The following is a 19,839-nucleotide window of genomic DNA, read 5'->3' as shown; positions in this document are numbered from 1 at the left end:
CTCTAAGCGAAAAAAGTTACTTTTTAAATACGGTCATCATATCGATAAAGATTGACTGCCATTCTTCGTCATTAATTTCCATTAATCCAAAATAACGCAGTATAAAAGCGCCTTCGGCGGCTAAAAACATCATTCGGGCTCGCTTACCGCTTTCTGTGGATAAATCTAAATTCTCAATCCGTTCACGATACCACTTTCGGGTACTTTCTAAATATTCAGGGGTTTGTAGCAAAGATGCCATTAATGCCGCACCTTTGGCAATACTGGTTTTATCATGATCGGCAGTGGCTTTTACATGAGCAATAACCAGACCTTCTGGAGAATTATCCTGCTCAACGGCTCGGTTGAAAATCTCATCATAAGACTGGCTCCAACGCTCAAACATCGCATCGATCAGTGCCTCTTTATTGCCAAAGCAGTATTGGACTCCACCTTTAGAAATTCCCATCGCTTTGGCGACGGCATCGATAGTCAGTGCAGTGGCACCTTGATGGATAACGATCTCTTCGGCGGCTTCTAGCACTTTATCACGATCGATTTTTCGTTGACGTCCCATTTAGAAAAACCTCTTTTCAATACGCACGTATGGAATTATATTGTAGCACGATCATCTATCACGGTGATCGACTAAACAGATTGAGAAGATTTTATGATAGCAGATTATAAACGTTGGATTATCTTACTATTAGTGTCGAGTGTTCTATTTCTTATCGTCATCGACGTCACGGTGCTATACACCGCACTACCTAAGCTAACTCATGACTTGGGTGCAAGTTCGTCTGAAAAACTCTGGATTATGAATGCGTATCCGCTGGTTGTTGCTGGGTTATTACCTGCGGCGGGAATGTTGAGTGATAAAGTGGGTCATAAGCGCATGTTCTTACTGGGATTGCCGTTGTTTGCACTGGCGTCCCTGTGTGCGGCATTCTCCCCAACTGCATTCAGCTTAATTCTATCTCGAGGATTCTTGGCTGTTGGGGCGGCAATCAGCATGCCTGCAACTTTGGCAATCGTTCGCCAAGTTTTCTTAGATCCTAAAGAGCGGGCATTAGCCATCGGTATTTGGTCTGCCGTCGCATCTGGTGGTGCAGCGATAGGCCCACTGGTTGGCGGCATATTACTCAACCATTTCTGGTGGGGATCGGTATTCCTCATCAATGTTCCGGTCGTTTTACTGGTGATCCCATTTGCGCTGCGTTTAATTCCTAAAATTGCAGGGCAATCCCATCAACCAATTGATTTCATTGGTTCAATAATGGTTTTAGTGGGATTGGTAGGTGTAATTTACTCACTGAAAGAGCTGGGAAAACTGAATATCGATTGGATGGCTATGGTGATATCGGGAGCTGTGGGTGTGGTCTCTCTGATTATATTTGTCCGCCGTCAGCTTACCGCTGAGATGCCAATGATGGATTTACGCTTGATGGCTAATCCGCGATTTTGTGCGGGAATTATCATGGCGATTTTATCCGTAGTGGTGATTGTGGGCGTGGAGCTGTTATTAAGCCAGCGTTTGCAATTAGTGTTGGGATATACCCCGTTTGAAGCCGCGTTGTACATCATTCCGATCCCACTCGCTTCCGTATTAGCTGCACCACTCGCGGGGATGTATTTGCATAAAATTGGCGATAGATCGATGATGATTTTCGGTTTTGCTTGTACGCTAATTGGTGTGGTTGGTCTGACTTGGGTGTTTGAAACTTCCACCGGAGCCGTATTACTGTCATTCTTATTTTTTATAGGTTTTGGACTCGGGGCGATTTTTACCACCGCATCAACCACTATCATGTTGAATGCGCCTGATAATAAAGCCGGAATGGCGGCCTCAATTGAGGAAGTGGCTTATGAATTAGGTAGTGTTCTCGGCGTAACCTTTATGGGCGGATTAATGACGGCGATGTATACCATTAAACTCGCATTACCTGAAGGATTCTCAGTGGCTGATAAAGCCTATGATAGCCTCGATGAGGCTTTGATTGTCGCAGAGAAATTACCATCAGATAGCGCAAATATTCTGATCGGTCAGGCTAATATCGCGTTCGACCATGCATTTTTATCGGTGATGGTGACAACGACAGTGGTTTTAGCATTAAGCTTAATCATCCTGCCATTTTTCTTTCGTAATAAGAAAATAGCCGCAAGCTAAATAAATATTGGGAGCCAAATGGCTCCCTTTTTCGTTTACTTCACTTTGCGGATTAATATAGCGGCAAGTAATGGGCTGATAGCAAATAGGGCAAATAACCAGACTGAAGCCTGTTGCGCTCCAACTAATCCACCCGGACTCATTAAACCACTGTTATTGACGACCACGCCGACAAGTGCAGCAGACAGTGCCGTTGCATATAGTTGAATGGTAATAATTGAGGATGAAGCTAAGTTCTCTTCCCCTTCTGGCGCAGCATTGAATACCCGTAGAACCAAATGTGGCCAACAAACACCAATTCCTAAGCCGACCCTGTCATGGCCAATAAGTAGAGAACAAATAAAGGTATTGAGTTCACTAATGCTAAGTTTGGTGTGAGTATCGCTAAAATAACCAATGAGACAAATATGATGACCGGACCAATTTTGAGAATACGGAGGACTATGGAGCCTGTTTTATTGGCACTCAGTAGCGCCCCTATCGTCCAGCCAGCAGCCATAACCGCCGTCAGATAGCCTGCAATTAATGGAGAAAACTGGTGAATGGTCTGTAAAAAGTAAGGAACATAAATTTCGGTGGTCATTCCGCCGACTAACAAACACATGGTCAGGAAGATGACCCCGAGCTGTGTTTTTAACGAATAAGCCCCCGTGGGTAATAGGCGTTTACCGCGTTTACCATCGATCATGGCAATGGTAATTAACAGTGCAATGCCGACCAGTAATCCCCCTAGATTAGTCAGTAAACTGTCTGACAAACTACCAATGGAGATAACGAGGACTGAAATGACCAACAATGAAATGGCTAGGAATGGAATTTTAGCTGTTTGTGGTTGCTGGGCTTTTTTCCCGGGTAACTGATTGATAACAATGAGAGCCAGAATGATCGCGACAGGCAGTAGCGCCCAGAACGACCAGCGCCAATGACCCCCTTGTGCAAAAATTCCGCCAATTGCGGGGCCGCAAAGAGTCGCAATACCCCACATTCCTGAAACGACACCCATGGCACGAGACCATAAATTAGGCGTGAATACGATACGGATTAGGGCATAACTCAATGCGAATAAAATACCGCCACCGAATCCTTGCAGTGCTCGTCCTCCCAGTAATATCAGCATGGAGGGCGAAGAGGCACACCAAATTGATCCAAGTGAGAAAAGCGTTAATGCACTGAGGTAAGCTAATTTGGGACCGAAGCTGTCTAATATTTTGCTTGATAATGCAGAGCCAATAATGGATGTAGCAACGAATAATGTGGTATTCCATGCGTAATATTCGAGCCCGCCAATATCATTAACCACACTGGGTAAAATGGTTGTGACGATATAAATATTGATAGCATGTAATGCAACGCCACCGGTCAGGGCTATGGTAAGTAATGCATTGGTGCCACTGAGTAAGTCGGCCCATGTGCCTTGGGGTAATGTTGAGGGTTGTTCACTCATATATAGGCCTGCTAGACGAAAGAGAGGTAAAAAGGTATTATCCAAGTATTGTCTTGGATAATAAAATCACACTATGAATAAAGCAAGTAATTACTTTGATAATTTAAATCTTACTCAGGCAGTGGATAAAGTCCTGTTTTGTATTAAAACTAAAGGACCAATCTCCACCTCTGTGATTGCAAATGACCTAAATTTAACCGGAGAAGCGGCTCGTCAACATGTACAGAAGCTGACTTCGTTGGGGCTGGTGGAAGGGGTGCAGTGCGCCGCTCAATCAGGAGCTGGCCGCCCACGGCAAAATTGGGTTCTCACCGAATTAGGGCATCAGCGCTTTCCAGATACCCATGCTCAGCTGGCATTACAGTTGATTGATTCAGTTAGAACAATTTTTGGTGATGACGGGCTTGAGAAACTGATCGAGCAGCGTGAAGCAGAAAGCCGAACTAAATATTTAGCGCGCTGTAAAAACTTACCGTTAGCACAACGTTTGGCGGAGTTAGCCGAAGTTCGCAGTGAAGAAGGCTATATGGCTAAAGTTGAACAAGATGGCGATAGCTGGTTATTTATCGAAAACCATTGCCCGATTTGTGCTGCCGCAACCGCATGCCAAAACTTTTGTCGTTCTGAGCTAGCGCTATTTCGTGAAGTCATCGGTGAGGAAGCTCACATTGAGCGGGAACAGTATCTTTTGGATGGTGCTGGGCGCTGTGTTTATCGAGTGACTTTAGCGGCTAAGAGGCTTTAATTCTAAATTTTTTATGAATTAACCATGCGTACAGAATGCCAGAAAATGCACCTGCAATATGGGATTCAGTCGATATTCGTTGATGGACGGGTAATAAACCACTCGCCATCGCGCCGAAATAGAACAAAACTAGTAGAGCAATAATAATATCGAGCAGTTTACGGCGTAGAAAACCTTGGGCGATTAACAAACCCCAAAGCCCAAAAATCCAGCCGCTCGCACCAATGTGAACGGCATTTCTTCCGATGATCCACACCATTAATCCCCCAACCAGAATAATAAATGCAGAGGCTCGGGCGTAAGCCTTGATAGAGTCGTGGAGTAGTAATGCGCTGAGGATTAGAAGCGGAGGGAGATTACTAAGTAAATGTTCCCAATCTCCGTGGATAAATGGAGCAAAAATAATGCCTACTAACCCATTTAGGGTTCTTGGAATAATACCAAAACCTACCAGTGCATTACCGCTGAGGCTATTGGCTACTTGAATGATGACCAGTAAGCCCACTAATGCTATCAGTAATTTAATCCGTGGGCTTAACCAAGTTTGCATTATTGATGTCCGATGTTAATCGACTAAATTGAGGAAAGCTGCACCTCGTGCGCCACCAGAATTCCCATAACGAGCTTTTTCGATAGCGGGTAATTTGGCGATCCCATACAGGTATTGCGGTAGAATTTCAGGTAATAAGCGATAGATATCATCAAATTGTGATAAACCGCCACCAAAAACAACTAAATCAGGATCAAACACCGTGATCACTTGTCCCATAAACATTGCCAGCACCGCCATATAGCGCTCAACATGTTGTTTAGCGTGTAAATCACCCTGCTGATAGCGTTGGATAATTTCAATGGCAGGGCATTTTTCACCCGTAAAAGCGGTATAAATACGCTCAAATCCGGGGCCGGATAGATATGTCTCAAAGCAAGCCGTTTGCCCACAGCCACAAAGAACTTCAGGAACGGTATCTCCCAAGAGTTTTGCTGCTCTGACACTCATATTCATGTGCCCAATTTCGCCTGCAATACCGTTTTTACCGGACAGCACTTTGCCATTGATGACGAAACCACCGCCGACGCCAGTACCTAAAATAATACCAAGCACACTTGGATAGCGCTTAAAATCAGGATCCCATGCTTCCGATAAGGCAAAACAGTTAGCATCATTTTCTACTTTGACGGGGCGATTTAAGGTTTCAGCCAGATCGTGGACGAGGGGCTTATATTTTGCGGCGGGCACATTGGTAGTAAACACAATTCCGTCAGCGTGGTTCACAATTCCGGGAACACCAACGCCCACTTTGCCTTGGCAACTGAATTTGGCATCCGCTTCGGCTGTTAACTCACTAAATACATTCAATAATGCCTGATAGTCATCTTTGGGGGTTGGAACACGTTTTTGCCAAACAGGATTCAAATCGTGGTCGAATACCGCTAGCTCAATTTTGGTGCCGCCCATGTCAAAGCCGTAATACATTAGATCTTCCTCTTATAGGTCTAAGACTCGAATAGATACCTATCTATTTGAGAAATAATGACTGAGAGTGTGCAATGTTCTAATTATACAAAAAGTTTCCCATAAAAGGATTGCGAGACGAATTTAATTAGTTTATTGTTATATTATAACATTACATTTAAAGGAAGTTACAATGAAAGTACTCAGTTCATTAAAAACCGCCAAACAGCGTCACCCTGATTGCCAAGTGGTACGTCGTCGCGGTCGAATTTATGTGATTTGCAAAACCAACCCCCGCTTTAAAGCTGTTCAAGGGTAGTCCTCCGTTATTTTTGTATCTCAGTGTTCCTTGCTTTTGCCATGGTAATTCATACTCCTTGCCATGGCATTTTTTATGTATTCACAAACTCAAGAATACTGCTCTTGATTTGCTCTCTTAACCAGAGGGTTTTGGAATTATAGGAGTTGCGCTTATGCCATAGCATTAAAAATGGAATTTCAAGTTGTTGATATAAAATATCATCTACAGGTAGTGGACGGCAGACTAAATCAAGATTGAAATCATTAACATAGTGTTGGCAATAACCCGGAGAGCTGGTGATAAGGTTGTGTTCAGGGCGAGAAGCCATTAACAGTGATTGCTCAAAGGTCGAGAAGGATAAATGAATTTGGCGATGAAGCCCCATGGTTTCGAGTAAATCATCCAATGCCCATGGAATGCGGTTACCAAATTCAGTACTAATATGGGGATATTTTAAATAATTCGCCAATGTCCATTCCTCTTGCAAAATGGGATGGTCACTGCGAATAAACGCGAGGGGTCTATCGGTAAATAATACTTCGAAATTAAGAATATCCGGTAAATGGTTAATCGACTCTTTTGACAAATGAAAACTTTCACGCCCCACTAATCCGATGTCTGCATCCCCCGCAATCAGCGCCGCCAACGAGTTATAGTCCCAATCCCGTACAATGACTTCCGACTCTGGATATTGGTTGAGAATATTGAGGGATAAATCATGGAGCATAATGAGGTTTAATGGTGCTTCCATCATGAGCCGAAACGTCATGCCTCGTGGTTTTTCGGTATCGCGGATCTCGGCAATATAGTGGGATAAATTTAAAAACTCAGGTAATGATTTTTCAATGCGGTGCATCAATGGGGTAGGGAGTAGCCCTTGCGGGCTACGAATAAATAATGGGTCATCAAACCATTGGCGTAGTTTTGCCAATGATTTACTCACCGAGGATGGGGTAATCGCAAGGCGCTTAGCGGCAAGACTCACACTGCGTTCTTCCATCAGATATTGCAGAATAACCAGTAAGTTCAAATCTAAGCGATGCAATTGTTTATTCACATGTAACGACCTTCTGGCTGGCTTGCGCCGTTGGCATTCTCAGTAACGCCATGCCAATCACCCCAGCGGCAAGCAAGATTATCAATAACATACTGATTGATGGGGTGCCTATCGATCCCATCACCCAAATATACAAAGAGGCAAAGCTGAGTTGAGAAATGGCGAGAATGGAGCTAGCAATGCCGGCTTTTCTGGCAAATGGGGATAATGCTTGGCTCATGATAATCCCGAACTGCATCGAAAAACCCATTCCACAGAAAGCGAATACAATAAAGAGTAGCACCAAATTTGGGTAAGCAAACAGGTATACGGACAATATCACAGCATTGAACAAGAATAAGCCGAGCGCGGTATTCAACAGGGATTGGCTATTAAACTGTGAGATTAATTTCGGCATTAGGAACGAGGTTCCCATACTCACCATCGCCAATGCGGTCATTGCGGTAGAATACTGCCCCGTAGTGAAGCCAAGATTGCCCATCAAAATAATCGGGGCGACGTTCACATAAGTCAGGATCACTGCCATTCCAAAGCACGAAACAATTAAACGAGTGACAAAGAAATGATTGAAGATTTTTTCAGGCGTTTCTGGTTGGGATGTGGATTCATCGGTTTCTTGTCGAGCTACAGGTTTGGTTTCTTTTATCGACACTAAGCAGACAATAATACTGATGACCGCATAGGCTGCCATAAAGTAAAACATCATCGACCAATGGTAGGCGAGCAAAATCGCAAATCCAATCACAGGAGCGAGTACCGGTGCAATACAGGTCACGCCATTCATTGCCGCCAATACTTTTGTTCGTCTTTGTGGACTAAGAACATCACGTAAAATCGCGAAAGTCACCACATAACAGAAGCCAGCACCGATGCCTTGTAGGAATCGCGCCATCAGGAAAACATCAATCGATGTGGAATTTCCCGCCATGATGGAGGAAATAGCAAATACCGTTGCGCCTACTAATACGACAGGTTTACGGCCGATATGGTCAGCACACCATCCTGCAACCAGCATTGTGGATGCCATTCCAGCGAGATAAATAGAAAAGGCTACATGAAGCTGGCTTTCGGTTGCGTTCAGATCCGCAGCAATATAAGGAATACCGGTTAAATGGAGATCGACGCCGAGAGGATAGATTAGAACTATCCAGAAACTAAAAAGGACATATTTGGTCATGAGATAAGCTGCTTTATGAGAATTAACACCCTAATTTTAATCGGGATAAATGAGATAGCGTATGGATTAATTGGAAAATAGCATTTTCCAATATGGAAATCACTAAATCATATATTTATTCGTATTATTAGCGTCATTACTAATCTTCTTACTATTAGTGATGAAATTCACTTGCACACTGGTTCATATTTTGTCACGTTTAATACTCACAAAAAATTTCCAGTTTCGACTTCTTTAATGGTGATGATGCAATAGAAACTTCACTCATGGAGTCGAATGTGGAAATTTTTGGGGTAAAGAACGCAAACAGACAGGGTGAAAAGAATGAAAAATGTAGGGTTTATCGGCTGGCGTGGAATGGTTGGCTCAGTATTGATGCAAAGAATGGTGGAAGAAGGGGATTTTAACGTTATTCATCCTGTTTTTTTTACTACCTCCCAGCAAGGTGAAGAAGCACCTGTTTTCGGTGGCCACCGCAGCACATTGCAAGATGCGTTTGATATCGATGCATTGAGCGCATTAGATATTATTATCAGTTGCCAAGGTGGTGATTACACCAATGATGTCTATCCAAAATTACGTGGAGCAGGCTGGAAAGGCTTCTGGATTGATGCGGCTTCTGCGTTACGTATGAAAGACGATGCGATTATCATTCTTGACCCTGTAAACCACCAGCATATCCAAGACGGCTTAAATAAAGGCATTAAGACCTTTGTCGGCGGTAACTGTACGGTGAGTTTAATGCTGATGTCTCTTGGTGGTTTATTCGCAAATGATTTGGTTGAGTGGGCGTCCGTCGCAACTTACCAAGCGGCATCAGGGGCGGGTGCAAGAAATATGCGCGAGCTACTGTCACAAATGGGATCTCTGCATGCTCAAGTTGCGAAAGAGCTACAAAACCCAGCCTCCGCGATTTTAGAGATTGAAAAGAAAGTCACTGATTTTACACGCAGCGGTTCAATGCCAACAGATGCGTTTGGTGTTCCTTTAGCAGGCAGTTTGATCCCATGGATTGATAAAGCCCTTGAAAATGGTCAAAGTCGCGAAGAGTGGAAAGGCCAGGCAGAAACCAACAAAATTCTCGCAACAGGAAGCAATATTATTCCTGTTGATGGCTTATGTGTTCGTGTGGGAGCATTGCGTTGCCATAGCCAAGCATTCACATTGAAACTGAAAAAAGATATCCCACTGAATGACGTCGAGCAATTACTGGCATCCCATAATGAGTGGGTGAAAGTAGTACCCAATGACCGTGAAATTACGATGCGTGAGCTAACACCTGCGGCAGTGACGGGCACTCTGAATACGCCAGTGGGTCGTCTACGTAAACTGAATATGGGACCGGAGTATCTGTCAGCGTTTACTGTGGGTGACCAGTTACTGTGGGGGGCTGCGGAGCCTCTGCGCCGTATGTTGAGAATTCTGCTGTAGTTTAAATAGCGTTATTATTTTTGAGCCTGTACATTTTTTGATGTGCAGGTTTTTTTGTTTTTATGTTGCGTTATGCGATCAATTGTCGCATTATGGGTGTGTGAGTGATGAATTTATATCCAATGTAATGCTGCAGTATTCAAAACTAGAAGAGTGAAAAGTTAACATCGCTTAACTTAATTAATAATGAGAGGAAAATATGGCTATTTCAGTCAGACTTGATGATGAATTTGTAGCGGATGCGAGGATCCATGCTGAAGCGAAAAGTCGTAGTGTTCCGAAGCAAATTGAGCATTGGGCTAAAATAGGTCGTATTGCTGAAGATAACCCTGATTTGCCGTATAGCTTCATTGAGGAAATGTTATTGGCGCAGGCGGAAATCGAAAATAATAAGGTTTCTCGATATGTCCGTAAAACAAAACGTAGTTGAGGTTTTCCAAACAAACCGCTTTAGAAAATCATGTGATAAATTGTCAGAAAATGAGTTGTGCATAGTAGAAAATGAGATTGATAAAATTATTGAAAATCCGTTAATTGGTGAGCTCAAAAAAGGGGATCTTTCTCACCTTCGCGTTCATAAATTTAAACTAAATACACAGCTAGTATTATTAGGCTATTCATGGATTGCAGGGAAATTAGAACTTTATTTACTAGGAATCGGTTCTCATGAGAATTTCTATAGTAATCAAAAGAAGCAATCTAAATCAGATTTGAAATTCATTATGTTATAAACACGTTATATTTTCAGATAAACGGCGTCTTAGTGAAGAAGCTAAGACGCCGTTGTCTTAATCAAATAGATTAAAACGACACTAACAGCTTGGCATCAAGATTATTTTCTAAATACCCCTTGGCAGTAAATTGGCTGTAATCCATGGACAGTTTGGTATTGTCTGTCAGCTGAAGGCTGGACCCCAGTTTGATTGCCATGCCATCCCGTGGTGCGTTAACGCCGTAATAGTTAAGCGGTGGTGCAAGCAGGTTGCGGTGGGTGAATCGAAATGCCATTTCACGCTCCCGCTTGTCATATTGATGCTGCCAGCCGAGTTCCCCGTGTACATCGATTGAGGATGTATTGCCCACTTTCCATTGGTTATCTAAACGAAATCCCAGAGTTGTGGTCGTGGTATCAAGGGATTGGCGACCGGTCACCAGTGAGGCTTTTTCCCCATTTTCACGGAATCCGTGACTTTCAGCGTTAGTAAAAGCGAAGTTAACAAACGGTTCGGCATTGATGATGGAAGATTTCCACGGGTAAGCGGCTTCCATAAACAGGTGGTTGGTTTTGCCTTTATAATCAGCGGTATTGTGATCGGAATAGACTGATGAGGTGACCGTTCTCTCTGTTTTGATGGTGTGCCATGTGTGCCCCAGCCCTGCACGGAGGGTTATTGGCGCTAATCGCAGTGAGCCATAAGCCGCTAAATAATAATTGTTGCTATGGCTATGACCGACACCGCCTGATACGGAATTTTTGGTAAAACCAGTGCTTATTCCAAAGATAAAGTCATCATTAAAGAAATGCTTATCAGCCCCTAAGAACACGCCATAATTGCTGTTTGTAAAACCGGAAGCGTTTCCATCGCTTTGGGTTCTATCCCAATGGTAGGGAATATTTACCCACATATTGCCGCGGTTATCTCCACGCTCTTTGACGATATTTTCCGATATACGAGTTTGTTGCAGTAGCGCGCCGTGATATTGGCGATGATTATTCAACTGGCTAGCCAGAGTATCGATATGAATTTGTGGTGATAGTGTGCGAAGAAGGTCGTTAACCCCTACGGTGGTTTTGCTGAGAACTAAGCGTTCATACAGGGTGTTGCTAAGAGAGAGATTTTCAAGGGCGTGTGCAACGGCAGTTTGGTTTGGCGTTTTTGCAAATGTATCGAATGCAAGGTCGCTACGTCCGACATTGAGTGTAACCAGTTTTGTTGTGGGCGAGCGAGGATCTTCACCGTAATCTAATGTTGTACCGATGAACAGGTAGTTTGGTTCTACACCATCAAATTTCCCTTGGATTTTTTTAGCACTAATAATTGTATATTCGGTGCGGAATCGACCCTGAATTTCATCTTCATTCGGTATACGTTCATTGAATGGCGGTGATTTTTCAGCGAAGAACACTTTGACCTTACCGCCGTTGATGACCACCGTATCACTAGACTGCAGGGCATCAAATTCCTGTTTGTCTGTTGTTTGAAGATCCACATGGAATTCACTACCGGGTTGGAAGGTGGCCGTATTATTCACTGTTATACGCCGTGTTGGGTCTTTAGTATTATCTCCAGGGATTAAGATAGCGCCACTGTTAACCACTAAGTCATCAACCGAGCCAGAAGCAATAAATCGGGCTCCTTGGTTTAATGTCACCGTATTTTTGATGCTGTGACTGAGCTGTAATGTGCCATTAGTAACGTCGACTGGCACATGCAGAATATGTTTGACGTTAAGCTCTCCACCATTGATGTTGATGGGGCCTGTTAAGTGGTTTTCTTGCGTTAAAATCACACGACCTTGCTGTATATCCAGCCCTGCAAAACGGCTAGTACCTGTTAAGGTTAAGGTCCCTTCCCCTTGTTTAATTAAGCGCCCTTTGCCCTCAATATTATTGCTCCAAGTATCGGCTATGCCGACGTTAGCAATATCGTCTTGAGTTACCCGCTGATTGACGACCCAATCTTCAGCAAGATGTGTGGGTCCTTTGTAGGCTTTCGGTAAGTTAATCAGCCCCCAGTGGCTTTCTGGTTGATTTTGTTTAACTCCCCAGCCCGCTAAAGAGTTTGTGGGATAGGCTGTGCCTGCAATAATTTGCTGCCACTGGGATTTGTTAAGATAGGCAAAGCGGGAGCGTAGCAAATACGCGGCGTCAGCAGGAACGTGATCAACTTGAAGTGCCGGAGATGGCTGCTCACTTTGCTTGGCGTAATAACCTAGGTTTTCATTAAAAGAGGGGAGAGAGCCTACCGGTGGTTTGCATTTTTTATTACTGATGGTGCATTGGTTTTGTAGATCTTGGCGCACTTCTTTGGCTAAGTTAATCATGACATTGGCAGTTTTATCTTCTTTCAGTAAATGAGCGAGAAGATAATAATTGGCGGCGCGAGAGGTTATGGTATCGGTTGGGAAATGCGCACCGACAATCACCCGACTTTCTCCATAGCCTATGGCTCTATCAAAGAATTGAGCGCCTTTTTCTGGATAAATCGTGGCAAATATAGCGGCTTGTTTAAATCCATTCCAAGTATGTCCACTTGGGTAAGAAGAACCTGTAATACCGACATAGTTTGGGAGATATTCGCCTTTATGATCGAGTACTTGATTTGGGCGACCACGTAAATAATAGTCTTTGAGGATAAAATCTATTGAACGAATTTTATTTTGAATTGGGTCATTTGCAAAGGTGGCTAAATGAAATAAATGTTCTAAACGGTTATAGGCTTTAATTTTTTTAAAATCATTATAATTAAATCCTTTTTGATTAAATATGTATTCTCGGTAAATATTAAAAATATATTCTGGCGTGCTTTGTTTATCTTTTTCAGCACTCTTTTTGCGTTTTCCTGTTAATTGCATTACCTGCTGGCTAACGTCTTTATCCCATTGTGCAGCTTGGGACTGTGGGGTTGGATACGGCGGAATTACCTGATTTCTTAGTTCGTCAAATCGCTGATTTTGCTGATCAATGATAGATTTACTGGCATCAATATAATCTGAGTTTGCCAAGGTAATTTGGGCGTTAAATAAAGCAAATAGACTGAGTGATACAGCGGGAGTTATTCTGTTCATTATAGACCTATAGATTTTTAGAGAGGATAAAACCTATTTCATCTTAATGCAGTAATTTTAATTTTCTATAAATCAAAAGTAAAATAAGACAAACTTTATTTTCATTCTTTATTCTGTTAATTAAGTTTAATTAGTCATTTTATTTAATTGAAATTTTAATTGTAATTAATAATAAATAGATACTTAAAATTAAACAAAAAAATAACCCTATATCGAAATATAGGGTTATTTAATATCTAAAAATCAGATTGATTAGATATCGATATTTGCTGCTTTCAGTGCGTTCTCTTCAATGAAGGCACGACGAGGTTCTACCGCATCCCCCATCAGAGTTGTGAATAACTGGTCAGTTGCAATCGCATCTTTAACGGTTACGCGCATCATACGGCGAGTATCCGGGTTCATAGTGGTTTCCCAAAGTTGTTCTGGGTTCATTTCACCAAGACCTTTATAACGCTGCACTGCTAAACCACGACGAGATTCACGGCTTAACCAATCTAACGCTTGTTCAAAGTTGTCGATATTCTGGCGACGTTCACCGCGTTGAATATAGGCGCCTTCTTCAATTAACCCACCGATGATGTCACCTAACTCGGTGATACGGCGATATTCGCTACCATGTACAAAGTCGAAATCGAGGTTATAGTCGCTATCTACACCATGGGTACGAATACGAATGGTTGGTTCAAACAGCTGACGTTCACGATTTTCGTGAATGATATAGCTGTAAGAGCTGCCCGCTTGTTCATTCTCTTCTAAGCGTTTAACCAGAGTACTCGCCCATTCTTCAACTTGTGCTTTATCTTTCAGAGCATCTTCAGTTAATGTCGATTGATACACTAAGCTATTGAGAAGCGCTGGTGGGTAGATACGCTCAAGACGGCGAATAATACGGTGAGCTGCATTATATTCAATAACCAGCTTCTCTAGCTGTTCACCTTTCATCGCTGGTGCGTCGGCACTTAAATGCAGCTCCGCGCCATCTAATGCGATAGAGATCAGATAATCGTCCATCGCTTCATCGTCTTTAATATATTGTTCTTGTTTTCCGCGCTTCACTTTATACAGTGGTGGCTGAGCAATATAGATATGACCACGTTCAACGATTTCAGGCATTTGGCGATAGAAGAACGTCAACAGTAACGTACGGATGTGCGAACCATCGACGTCAGCATCCGTCATAATGATAATGCTGTGATAACGCAGTTTGTCTGGGTTATATTCATCGCGACCGATACCACAACCTAATGCGGTGATCAGCGTTGCCACTTCTTGTGAAGAGAGCATTTTATCGAAGCGCGCTTTTTCCACGTTCAGGATTTTACCTTTCAGTGGCAAAATGGCTTGGTTCTTACGGTTACGACCTTGTTTTGCCGAGCCGCCCGCAGAGTCCCCTTCCACTAAGTACAGTTCAGATAATGCTGGGTCACGCTCTTGGCAATCTGCTAATTTACCTGGTAGACCGGCTAAATCTAATGCACCTTTACGGCGAGTCATTTCACGTGCTTTACGCGCTGCTTCACGGGCACGTGCTGCATCAATAATTTTACCAACGACGATTTTTGCGTCGCTTGGATTTTCCAATAAATACTCAACTAATTTCTCATTCATCAGTGTTTCTACCGCAGTTTTCACTTCGGAAGAAACCAGTTTTTCTTTGGTCTGGGATGAGAATTTAGGATCTGGAACTTTCACAGAAATAACCGCAATCAAGCCTTCACGGGCATCGTCACCGGTAGCACTGACTTTAGTTTTCTTCTGATAGCCTTCTTTTTCCATGTAGTTGTTCAGAGTACGGGTCATAGCTGCACGGAAACCAGCAAGGTGAGTACCGCCATCACGCTGAGGAATGTTGTTGGTAAAGCAGTAAACATTCTCTTGGAAACCATCGTTCCATTGCATGGCAACTTCTACGCCGATACCGTCTTTCTCTGTCGAGAAATAGAATACCGATGGATGAATTGGGGTTTTGTTACGGCTCAGGTATTCAACGAATGCCTTGATACCACCGTCATAATGGAAGTGATCTTCTTTGCCATCACGCTTATCAATTAAGCGGATAGAAACACCAGAGTTCAGGAATGAAAGTTCACGTAGGCGTTTCGCTAGAATTTCGTATTCGAATTCAGTGATACCTTTGAAGGTATCCATGCTTGGCCAGAAACGGACGCGAGTTCCGGTTTGGTCTGTTTCGCCAACGACAGTCAGAGGACCTTGCGGCTCGCCGTGTTTGTAGATTTGCTCGTGAACTTTGCCATCACGGCGGATCACTAATTCAAGTTTTTCAGATAAGGCGTTAACCACAGAAACACCTACACCGTGCAAACCGCCGGAAACTTTGTAGGAGTTGTCGTCAAATTTACCGCCAGCGTGCAGAACTGTCATGATAACTTCTGCCGCGGAGACACCTTCTTCTTCGTGGATACCGGTTGGAATACCACGTCCATCATCCTGTACGGAGACGGAGTTATCGGCATGGATAGTGATGACGATGTCGTCACAGAAACCGGCTAAGGCTTCGTCGATAGCGTTGTCCACAACCTCGAAGACCATGTGATGAAGACCGGTTCCATCGTCGGTATCACCGATATACATGCCCGGGCGCTTGCGCACCGCATCCAGTCCTTTTAATACCTTGATACTTGAGGAGTCATATGTATTCGACATCAACGTTTCCTGCTCTTTCTATTCCTGAGGTTGAACTTCTATTTTGCCTTGCTCTACACTAAACATCTTACTGTTGGCGTCAATCATATCATTGACTTGCGCCGGTGTAATAGCACTTACAAACACTTGTGCTTGCGTAGCCTTGAGACGAGTCGCTAAAAGCTGCCGGCGACCAGAATCAAGTTCTGAAGCAAAATCATCCAGTAGATACAGGCATCGTTGCCCGCTCTGTTGGGTGAGATACTCACCCTGCGCTAACCGTAATGCGCACATTAACAATTTCAGCTGACCACGTGAAAGCATATCTTCGACGGGGATCCCATCAGCTCGAATACGCAAATCAGCTTTATGTGGTCCAGAGGACGTATAGGTTAGCGCTCTATCGCGCTCAAATTGCCGCTCTAACTGTTCTGAATAATCAATTTCTTTATCCCAACCACGCTGGAAAGATACTGAAAGTGAAAATTCGGGTAAAAACTGTTGGCAGGTTTGCTCAATGTTTTCAGCTATACCTGCAATATATTCGCCACGCCACTGGCTTATTTGTTCTGAGATCGGTGCGAGTTGCTGATCCCAATGGCGGATTTGCTCATAACGAGTCACTTGTCGTAAAGCCGCATTTCGCTGCTTTAACAAACGTTTTAAGTCCGACCAAGTAGAAAAGAATAAGGCTTCATTATGAAAGCAGCCCCAATCAATAAATGCTCGTCGGTATTTTGGACCACCATTTAGCAGTGTGAACCCTTCTGGGGTTATCAACTGCATGGGTAATAATTTTGCGAGTTCCGCAATTTTATGCCCATCGGTACCATCGATTCTGACTTTGCTATCACCTTCGCGGTTTTTACTCAAACCAAGTGATAGCGCTTTGCGATCGCTATCTAAGTGTCCCAGTTTACCATGCAGAATAAATTGTTCTTGGTCATGGCGGATAACTCTATTCGCTTGAATACTGCGAAATGCTCGCCCATGACCCAGAGTGTATATAGCTTCCAGTATGCTGGTTTTGCCACTCCCATTAGGACCAATAAGAAAATTGAACCCCGTTGCAAGGGAGAGATCGGCGTCTTCAATATTACGAAAATCGCGGATCAATAAACGCGAAAGAATCATACTGACTAATTACAAACGCATTGGCATAACAACATACACCGCAGATCGACTCGCCGAGTCTTCAATTTGGACACTGGAAACTGCATCGGTTAAAAAGAGCGTTACATTTTCACTTTTCAGCGTATTTAGGACGTCGAGGATATAACTGACGTTAAAGCCAATTTCCATCTCGCCACCTTGGTAGCTGACATCAACAATTTCTTCCGCTTCTTCTTGCTCAGGGTTATTTGCCGTAATGCGTAATTGATTTTCACTAAAGAATAAACGGACGCCACGGAATTTTTCATTGGATAAAATCGCCGCGCGAGAAAAAGCCTGTTTCAATAAATCACAACGGGCTTCTAATGTTTTGTCCGGATTTTTAGGCAATACTCGGCGGTAGTCAGGGAAGCGACCATCCACTAATTTTGACGTAAAGATAAAATCGCCAACATGCGCACGAATATTGTTACTCCCAATTTGCAGCTGTAATGGCGCATCGCCACCATCTAACAGGCGCATTAATTCGATGACGCCCTTACGCGGGACGATCACTGAATGGGAGGGTAATTCCTGACCAATATCCATAGAACACACTGCAAGGCGGTGACCATCCGTAGAAACGGTTCTTAGTAATTGACCTTCAGTTTCAAACAGCATGCCGTTGAGGTAGTAACGGACATCTTGGTGCGCCATTGAAAACTGAGTTGCTTCAATTAGACGTTTTAAGATGGATTGCGGAAGTGAAAATTCTACTTCACTTTGCCAATCGTCTAAGTTTGGGAAGTCGGCTGCGGGTAATGTGGATAATGAGAAACGGCTGCGACCGGAACGGACCAGCAGTCTGTCATCATTCAATTCGACTTGAATTTCAGAACCTTCAGGTAAGCCACGCCAAATATCAAAAAACTTGCGTGCAGGCACCGTCGTTGCACCAACTTCATGCTCTCGGGTGAGAGGAACATTGGCCATCATTTCCATTTCTAGGTCGGTTCCTGTCAGTTGCAGGGCTCCCTCTTTTACTTGAAGTAAAAGATTACCTAAAATGGGTAGCGTTGGACGTCCACCTAAAGGACCACTAACCTGTTGTAACGGTTTTAATAACTGCTCGCGTTCTATAATAAATTTCATAGCAATTAAGATGATAATGTTCTGATTAAGTTAGAAAAATCTTCTTTGATGTCATGGCTTTCTTCTCGTAACTGTTCAATTTTACGACAAGCGTGCAACACCGTAGTGTGGTCACGACCGCCAAAAGCATCCCCGATTTCCGGTAAACTATGGTTTGTCAGCTCTTTCGCCAGCGCCATTGCCATCTGACGCGGACGAGCGACAGAGCGGGAACGACGCTTAGAAAGTAAATCAGCGACTTTAATCTTATAGTACTCAGCAACAGTTTTCTGAATATTATCAATAGTTACCAGTTTTTCTTGCAGTGCTAGCAAGTCACGCAACGCCTCTCGAACAAAATCGATCGTAATTGCACGACCCGTAAAATTCGCATTAGCGATAACACGGTTTAATGCACCTTCTAACTCACGCACATTGGAACGTAAGCGTTTTGCGATAAAAAACGCGACTTCACCCGGAAGTTGAATCTCGTTTTCATCTGCTTTTTTCATCAAAATGGCAACACGGGTTTCCAATTCAGGTGGTTCTATCGCGACCGTTAAACCCCAGCCGAAACGCGACTTCAAGCGATCTTCTACCCCGTTTATCTCTTTTGGATAGCGGTCAGAAGTCAAAATAATTTGTTGATTGCCTTCCAGCAGTGCGTTGAATGTATGAAAAAACTCTTCTTGTGAACGCTCTTTGTTAGCAAAAAACTGAATATCATCGATAAGTAAAGCATCAACAGAACGGTAGTAACGTTTAAACTCTTCAATTGCATTATTCTGCAATGCTTTGACCATATCTTGAACAAATCGTTCAGAATGCATATACACCACACGAGCGTTAGCTTTGTGCTGCATGATGCTATTACCCACCGCATGCAATAAGTGAGTTTTACCTAAACCAGTCCCGCCATAAAGGAACAGGGGATTATAAGCCCCGCCTGGGTTTTCGGCGACTTGCCTCGCGGCTGCACGGGCTAGCTGGTTTGATTTACCCTCAACAAAGTTATCAAATGTGTGCTTAGGGTTAACATTTGAACGATAAGCCACATCGGGTTGTACTTTGTTTGAGTTATCCCAACTTGGCTTTACGGGGGCTGATGGCATCGTGAACGACGGCATTGCATTATTATTGCTAACGCGTGTTTGAGTACTCACTGGCGCAACCGTTAACGGTTTATTCCCTACTTCAAAGTGTAGAGCAGGGGCATCTGAACCGCAAAAGTCATTCAATAATTCGTTGATATTATTGATGTACTTATCTCTTACCCAGTCAAGGACGAAACGATTCGGGGCATAAAGTGCCAGTGTATTGTCGTTTAATTCAGCTTGAAGAGGTCGTATCCACATACTGAATTCTGTGGCAGGTAGTTCATCCTGCAATCGGGCAAGACATTGCTGCCAAAGCGAAAGTGACAC

Annotated in this window: 16 protein-coding genes and 1 pseudogene; 6 read left to right on the top strand and 11 right to left on the bottom strand. The window is 43.5% G+C overall.

Features of this window, described 5'->3' with window-relative positions; all coding sequences use genetic code 11:
* Window positions 1-16: 16 nt before the first annotated feature.
* Window positions 17-556 (bottom strand): TetR/AcrR family transcriptional regulator, encoded by a 540-nt coding sequence (locus tag EL244_RS00085; RefSeq protein WP_006816135.1) that lies wholly within the window; start codon window positions 554-556, stop codon window positions 17-19.
* A 93-nt stretch (window positions 557-649) separates the two neighbouring features.
* Between EL244_RS00085 and EL244_RS00080 the strand changes: the two genes are divergently transcribed.
* Window positions 650-2,146 carry an MFS transporter gene (locus EL244_RS00080; protein WP_126457865.1) on the top strand — a complete coding sequence of 499 codons (1,497 nt, stop codon included), beginning with the start codon at window positions 650-652 and terminating at the stop codon, window positions 2,144-2,146.
* A 35-nt stretch (window positions 2,147-2,181) separates the two neighbouring features.
* Here the strand turns inward: EL244_RS00080 and EL244_RS00075 are convergent.
* Window positions 2,182-3,590: pseudogene (locus EL244_RS00075) on the bottom strand (MFS transporter).
* A 73-nt stretch (window positions 3,591-3,663) separates the two neighbouring features.
* Between EL244_RS00075 and EL244_RS00070 the strand changes: the two are divergent.
* Window positions 3,664-4,335, top strand: a complete 672-nt coding sequence (locus EL244_RS00070) for a helix-turn-helix transcriptional regulator (protein ID WP_126457862.1) — start codon at window positions 3,664-3,666, stop codon at window positions 4,333-4,335.
* Here EL244_RS00070 and EL244_RS00065 read toward each other — a convergent pair.
* Together EL244_RS00065 and nagK are read right to left on the bottom strand one after the other, a co-directional pair.
* Window positions 4,322-4,885, bottom strand: coding sequence for a rhomboid family intramembrane serine protease (locus tag EL244_RS00065; protein ID WP_006816139.1), 564 nt, complete (start codon window positions 4,883-4,885; stop codon window positions 4,322-4,324). The genes EL244_RS00070 and EL244_RS00065 overlap by 14 nt on opposite strands.
* Window positions 4,886-4,900: 15 nt before the next feature.
* The gene (gene nagK / locus EL244_RS00060) at window positions 4,901-5,812 is read right to left on the bottom strand and encodes an N-acetylglucosamine kinase (RefSeq protein ID WP_126457860.1); all 912 of its coding nucleotides are present in this window, start codon (window positions 5,810-5,812) and stop codon (window positions 4,901-4,903) included.
* Window positions 5,813-5,984: 172 nt separating this feature from the next.
* Here nagK and ykgO point away from each other — a divergent pair, with 172 nt between their 5' ends.
* A complete protein-coding gene (ykgO, locus tag EL244_RS00055; protein ID WP_006660624.1) occupies window positions 5,985-6,110 on the top strand; it encodes a type B 50S ribosomal protein L36 in 126 nt (41 codons plus the stop codon).
* 73 nt (window positions 6,111-6,183) lie between these two features.
* Here ykgO and yidZ read toward each other — a convergent pair whose 3' ends face one another.
* Together yidZ and EL244_RS00045 are read right to left on the bottom strand one after the other, a co-directional pair.
* Window positions 6,184-7,149 carry an HTH-type transcriptional regulator YidZ gene (gene yidZ / locus EL244_RS00050; protein ID WP_126457857.1) on the bottom strand — a complete coding sequence of 322 codons (966 nt, stop codon included), beginning with the start codon at window positions 7,147-7,149 and terminating at the stop codon, window positions 6,184-6,186.
* On the bottom strand, window positions 7,142-8,326 hold the full coding sequence (locus EL244_RS00045) for an MdtL family multidrug efflux MFS transporter (protein ID WP_126457854.1): 1,185 nt from the start codon (window positions 8,324-8,326) through the stop codon (window positions 7,142-7,144). The genes yidZ and EL244_RS00045 overlap by 8 nt, the downstream gene beginning before the upstream one ends.
* Before the next feature lie 324 nt (window positions 8,327-8,650).
* Between EL244_RS00045 and asd the strand changes: the two genes are divergently transcribed.
* The 3 genes from asd to EL244_RS00030 all read left to right on the top strand — a co-directional run bounded on the left by asd (window position 8,651) and on the right by EL244_RS00030 (window position 10,488).
* Window positions 8,651-9,757, top strand: coding sequence for an aspartate-semialdehyde dehydrogenase (asd, locus tag EL244_RS00040; protein WP_126457851.1), 1,107 nt, complete (start codon window positions 8,651-8,653; stop codon window positions 9,755-9,757).
* Between the two features lie 199 nt (window positions 9,758-9,956).
* Window positions 9,957-10,187, top strand: coding sequence for a ParD-like family protein (locus EL244_RS00035; protein ID WP_006816144.1), 231 nt, complete (start codon window positions 9,957-9,959; stop codon window positions 10,185-10,187).
* Window positions 10,162-10,488: a type II toxin-antitoxin system RelE/ParE family toxin gene (locus EL244_RS00030; protein WP_126457849.1), complete on the top strand. Its 327-nt coding sequence runs from the start codon at window positions 10,162-10,164 to the stop codon at window positions 10,486-10,488. Before EL244_RS00035 ends, EL244_RS00030 begins: the two co-directional genes overlap by 26 nt.
* Window positions 10,489-10,558: 70 nt before the next feature.
* On the opposite strand, the gene EL244_RS00025 is transcribed toward EL244_RS00030, so the two are convergent.
* The 5 genes from EL244_RS00025 to dnaA all read right to left on the bottom strand — a co-directional run bounded on the left by EL244_RS00025 (window position 10,559) and on the right by dnaA (window position 19,839).
* The gene (locus tag EL244_RS00025) at window positions 10,559-13,546 is read right to left on the bottom strand and encodes an autotransporter domain-containing protein (RefSeq protein WP_126457845.1); all 2,988 of its coding nucleotides are present in this window, start codon (window positions 13,544-13,546) and stop codon (window positions 10,559-10,561) included.
* A gap of 252 nt (window positions 13,547-13,798) precedes the next feature.
* Window positions 13,799-16,213, bottom strand: a complete 2,415-nt coding sequence (gyrB, locus tag EL244_RS00020) for a DNA topoisomerase (ATP-hydrolyzing) subunit B (protein WP_006816147.1) — start codon at window positions 16,211-16,213, stop codon at window positions 13,799-13,801.
* A gap of 18 nt (window positions 16,214-16,231) precedes the next feature.
* On the bottom strand, window positions 16,232-17,326 hold the full coding sequence (gene recF, locus EL244_RS00015; protein WP_006816148.1) for a DNA replication/repair protein RecF: 1,095 nt from the start codon (window positions 17,324-17,326) through the stop codon (window positions 16,232-16,234).
* Between the two features lie 9 nt (window positions 17,327-17,335).
* Window positions 17,336-18,436: a DNA polymerase III subunit beta gene (dnaN, locus tag EL244_RS00010; RefSeq protein ID WP_006816149.1), complete on the bottom strand. Its 1,101-nt coding sequence runs from the start codon at window positions 18,434-18,436 to the stop codon at window positions 17,336-17,338.
* 5 nt (window positions 18,437-18,441) lie between these two features.
* Entirely contained in the window at window positions 18,442-19,839 is a 1,398-nt protein-coding gene (gene dnaA, locus EL244_RS00005) for a chromosomal replication initiator protein DnaA (RefSeq protein ID WP_006816150.1), read from the bottom strand.

The organism is Providencia rustigianii (genome assembly GCF_900637755.1).
Taxonomy (GTDB): Bacteria; Pseudomonadota; Gammaproteobacteria; order Enterobacterales; family Enterobacteriaceae; genus Providencia; species Providencia rustigianii.
This window is presented reverse-complemented; position numbering and strand designations above follow the sequence as displayed.

What these genes read in the sequence shown, in the direction of transcription:
- EL244_RS00025 (WP_126457845.1), bottom strand. Translation starts at nt 13,546, where the DNA reads ATGAACAGAATAACTCCCGCTGTATCACTCAGTCTATTTGCTTTATTT.
- dnaN (WP_006816149.1), bottom strand. Translation starts at nt 18,436, where the DNA reads ATGAAATTTATTATAGAACGCGAGCAGTTATTAAAACCGTTACAACAG.
- nagK (WP_126457860.1), bottom strand. Translation starts at nt 5,812, where the DNA reads ATGTATTACGGCTTTGACATGGGCGGCACCAAAATTGAGCTAGCGGTA.
- EL244_RS00080 (WP_126457865.1), top strand. Translation starts at nt 650, where the DNA reads ATGATAGCAGATTATAAACGTTGGATTATCTTACTATTAGTGTCGAGT.
- recF (WP_006816148.1), bottom strand. Translation starts at nt 17,326, where the DNA reads ATGATTCTTTCGCGTTTATTGATCCGCGATTTTCGTAATATTGAAGAC.
- EL244_RS00065 (WP_006816139.1), bottom strand. Translation starts at nt 4,885, where the DNA reads ATGCAAACTTGGTTAAGCCCACGGATTAAATTACTGATAGCATTAGTG.
- ykgO (WP_006660624.1), top strand. Translation starts at nt 5,985, where the DNA reads ATGAAAGTACTCAGTTCATTAAAAACCGCCAAACAGCGTCACCCTGAT.
- EL244_RS00035 (WP_006816144.1), top strand. Translation starts at nt 9,957, where the DNA reads ATGGCTATTTCAGTCAGACTTGATGATGAATTTGTAGCGGATGCGAGG.
- EL244_RS00030 (WP_126457849.1), top strand. Translation starts at nt 10,162, where the DNA reads ATGTCCGTAAAACAAAACGTAGTTGAGGTTTTCCAAACAAACCGCTTT.
- gyrB (WP_006816147.1), bottom strand. Translation starts at nt 16,213, where the DNA reads ATGTCGAATACATATGACTCCTCAAGTATCAAGGTATTAAAAGGACTG.
- EL244_RS00045 (WP_126457854.1), bottom strand. Translation starts at nt 8,326, where the DNA reads ATGACCAAATATGTCCTTTTTAGTTTCTGGATAGTTCTAATCTATCCT.
- EL244_RS00070 (WP_126457862.1), top strand. Translation starts at nt 3,664, where the DNA reads ATGAATAAAGCAAGTAATTACTTTGATAATTTAAATCTTACTCAGGCA.
- EL244_RS00085 (WP_006816135.1), bottom strand. Translation starts at nt 556, where the DNA reads ATGGGACGTCAACGAAAAATCGATCGTGATAAAGTGCTAGAAGCCGCC.
- asd (WP_126457851.1), top strand. Translation starts at nt 8,651, where the DNA reads ATGAAAAATGTAGGGTTTATCGGCTGGCGTGGAATGGTTGGCTCAGTA.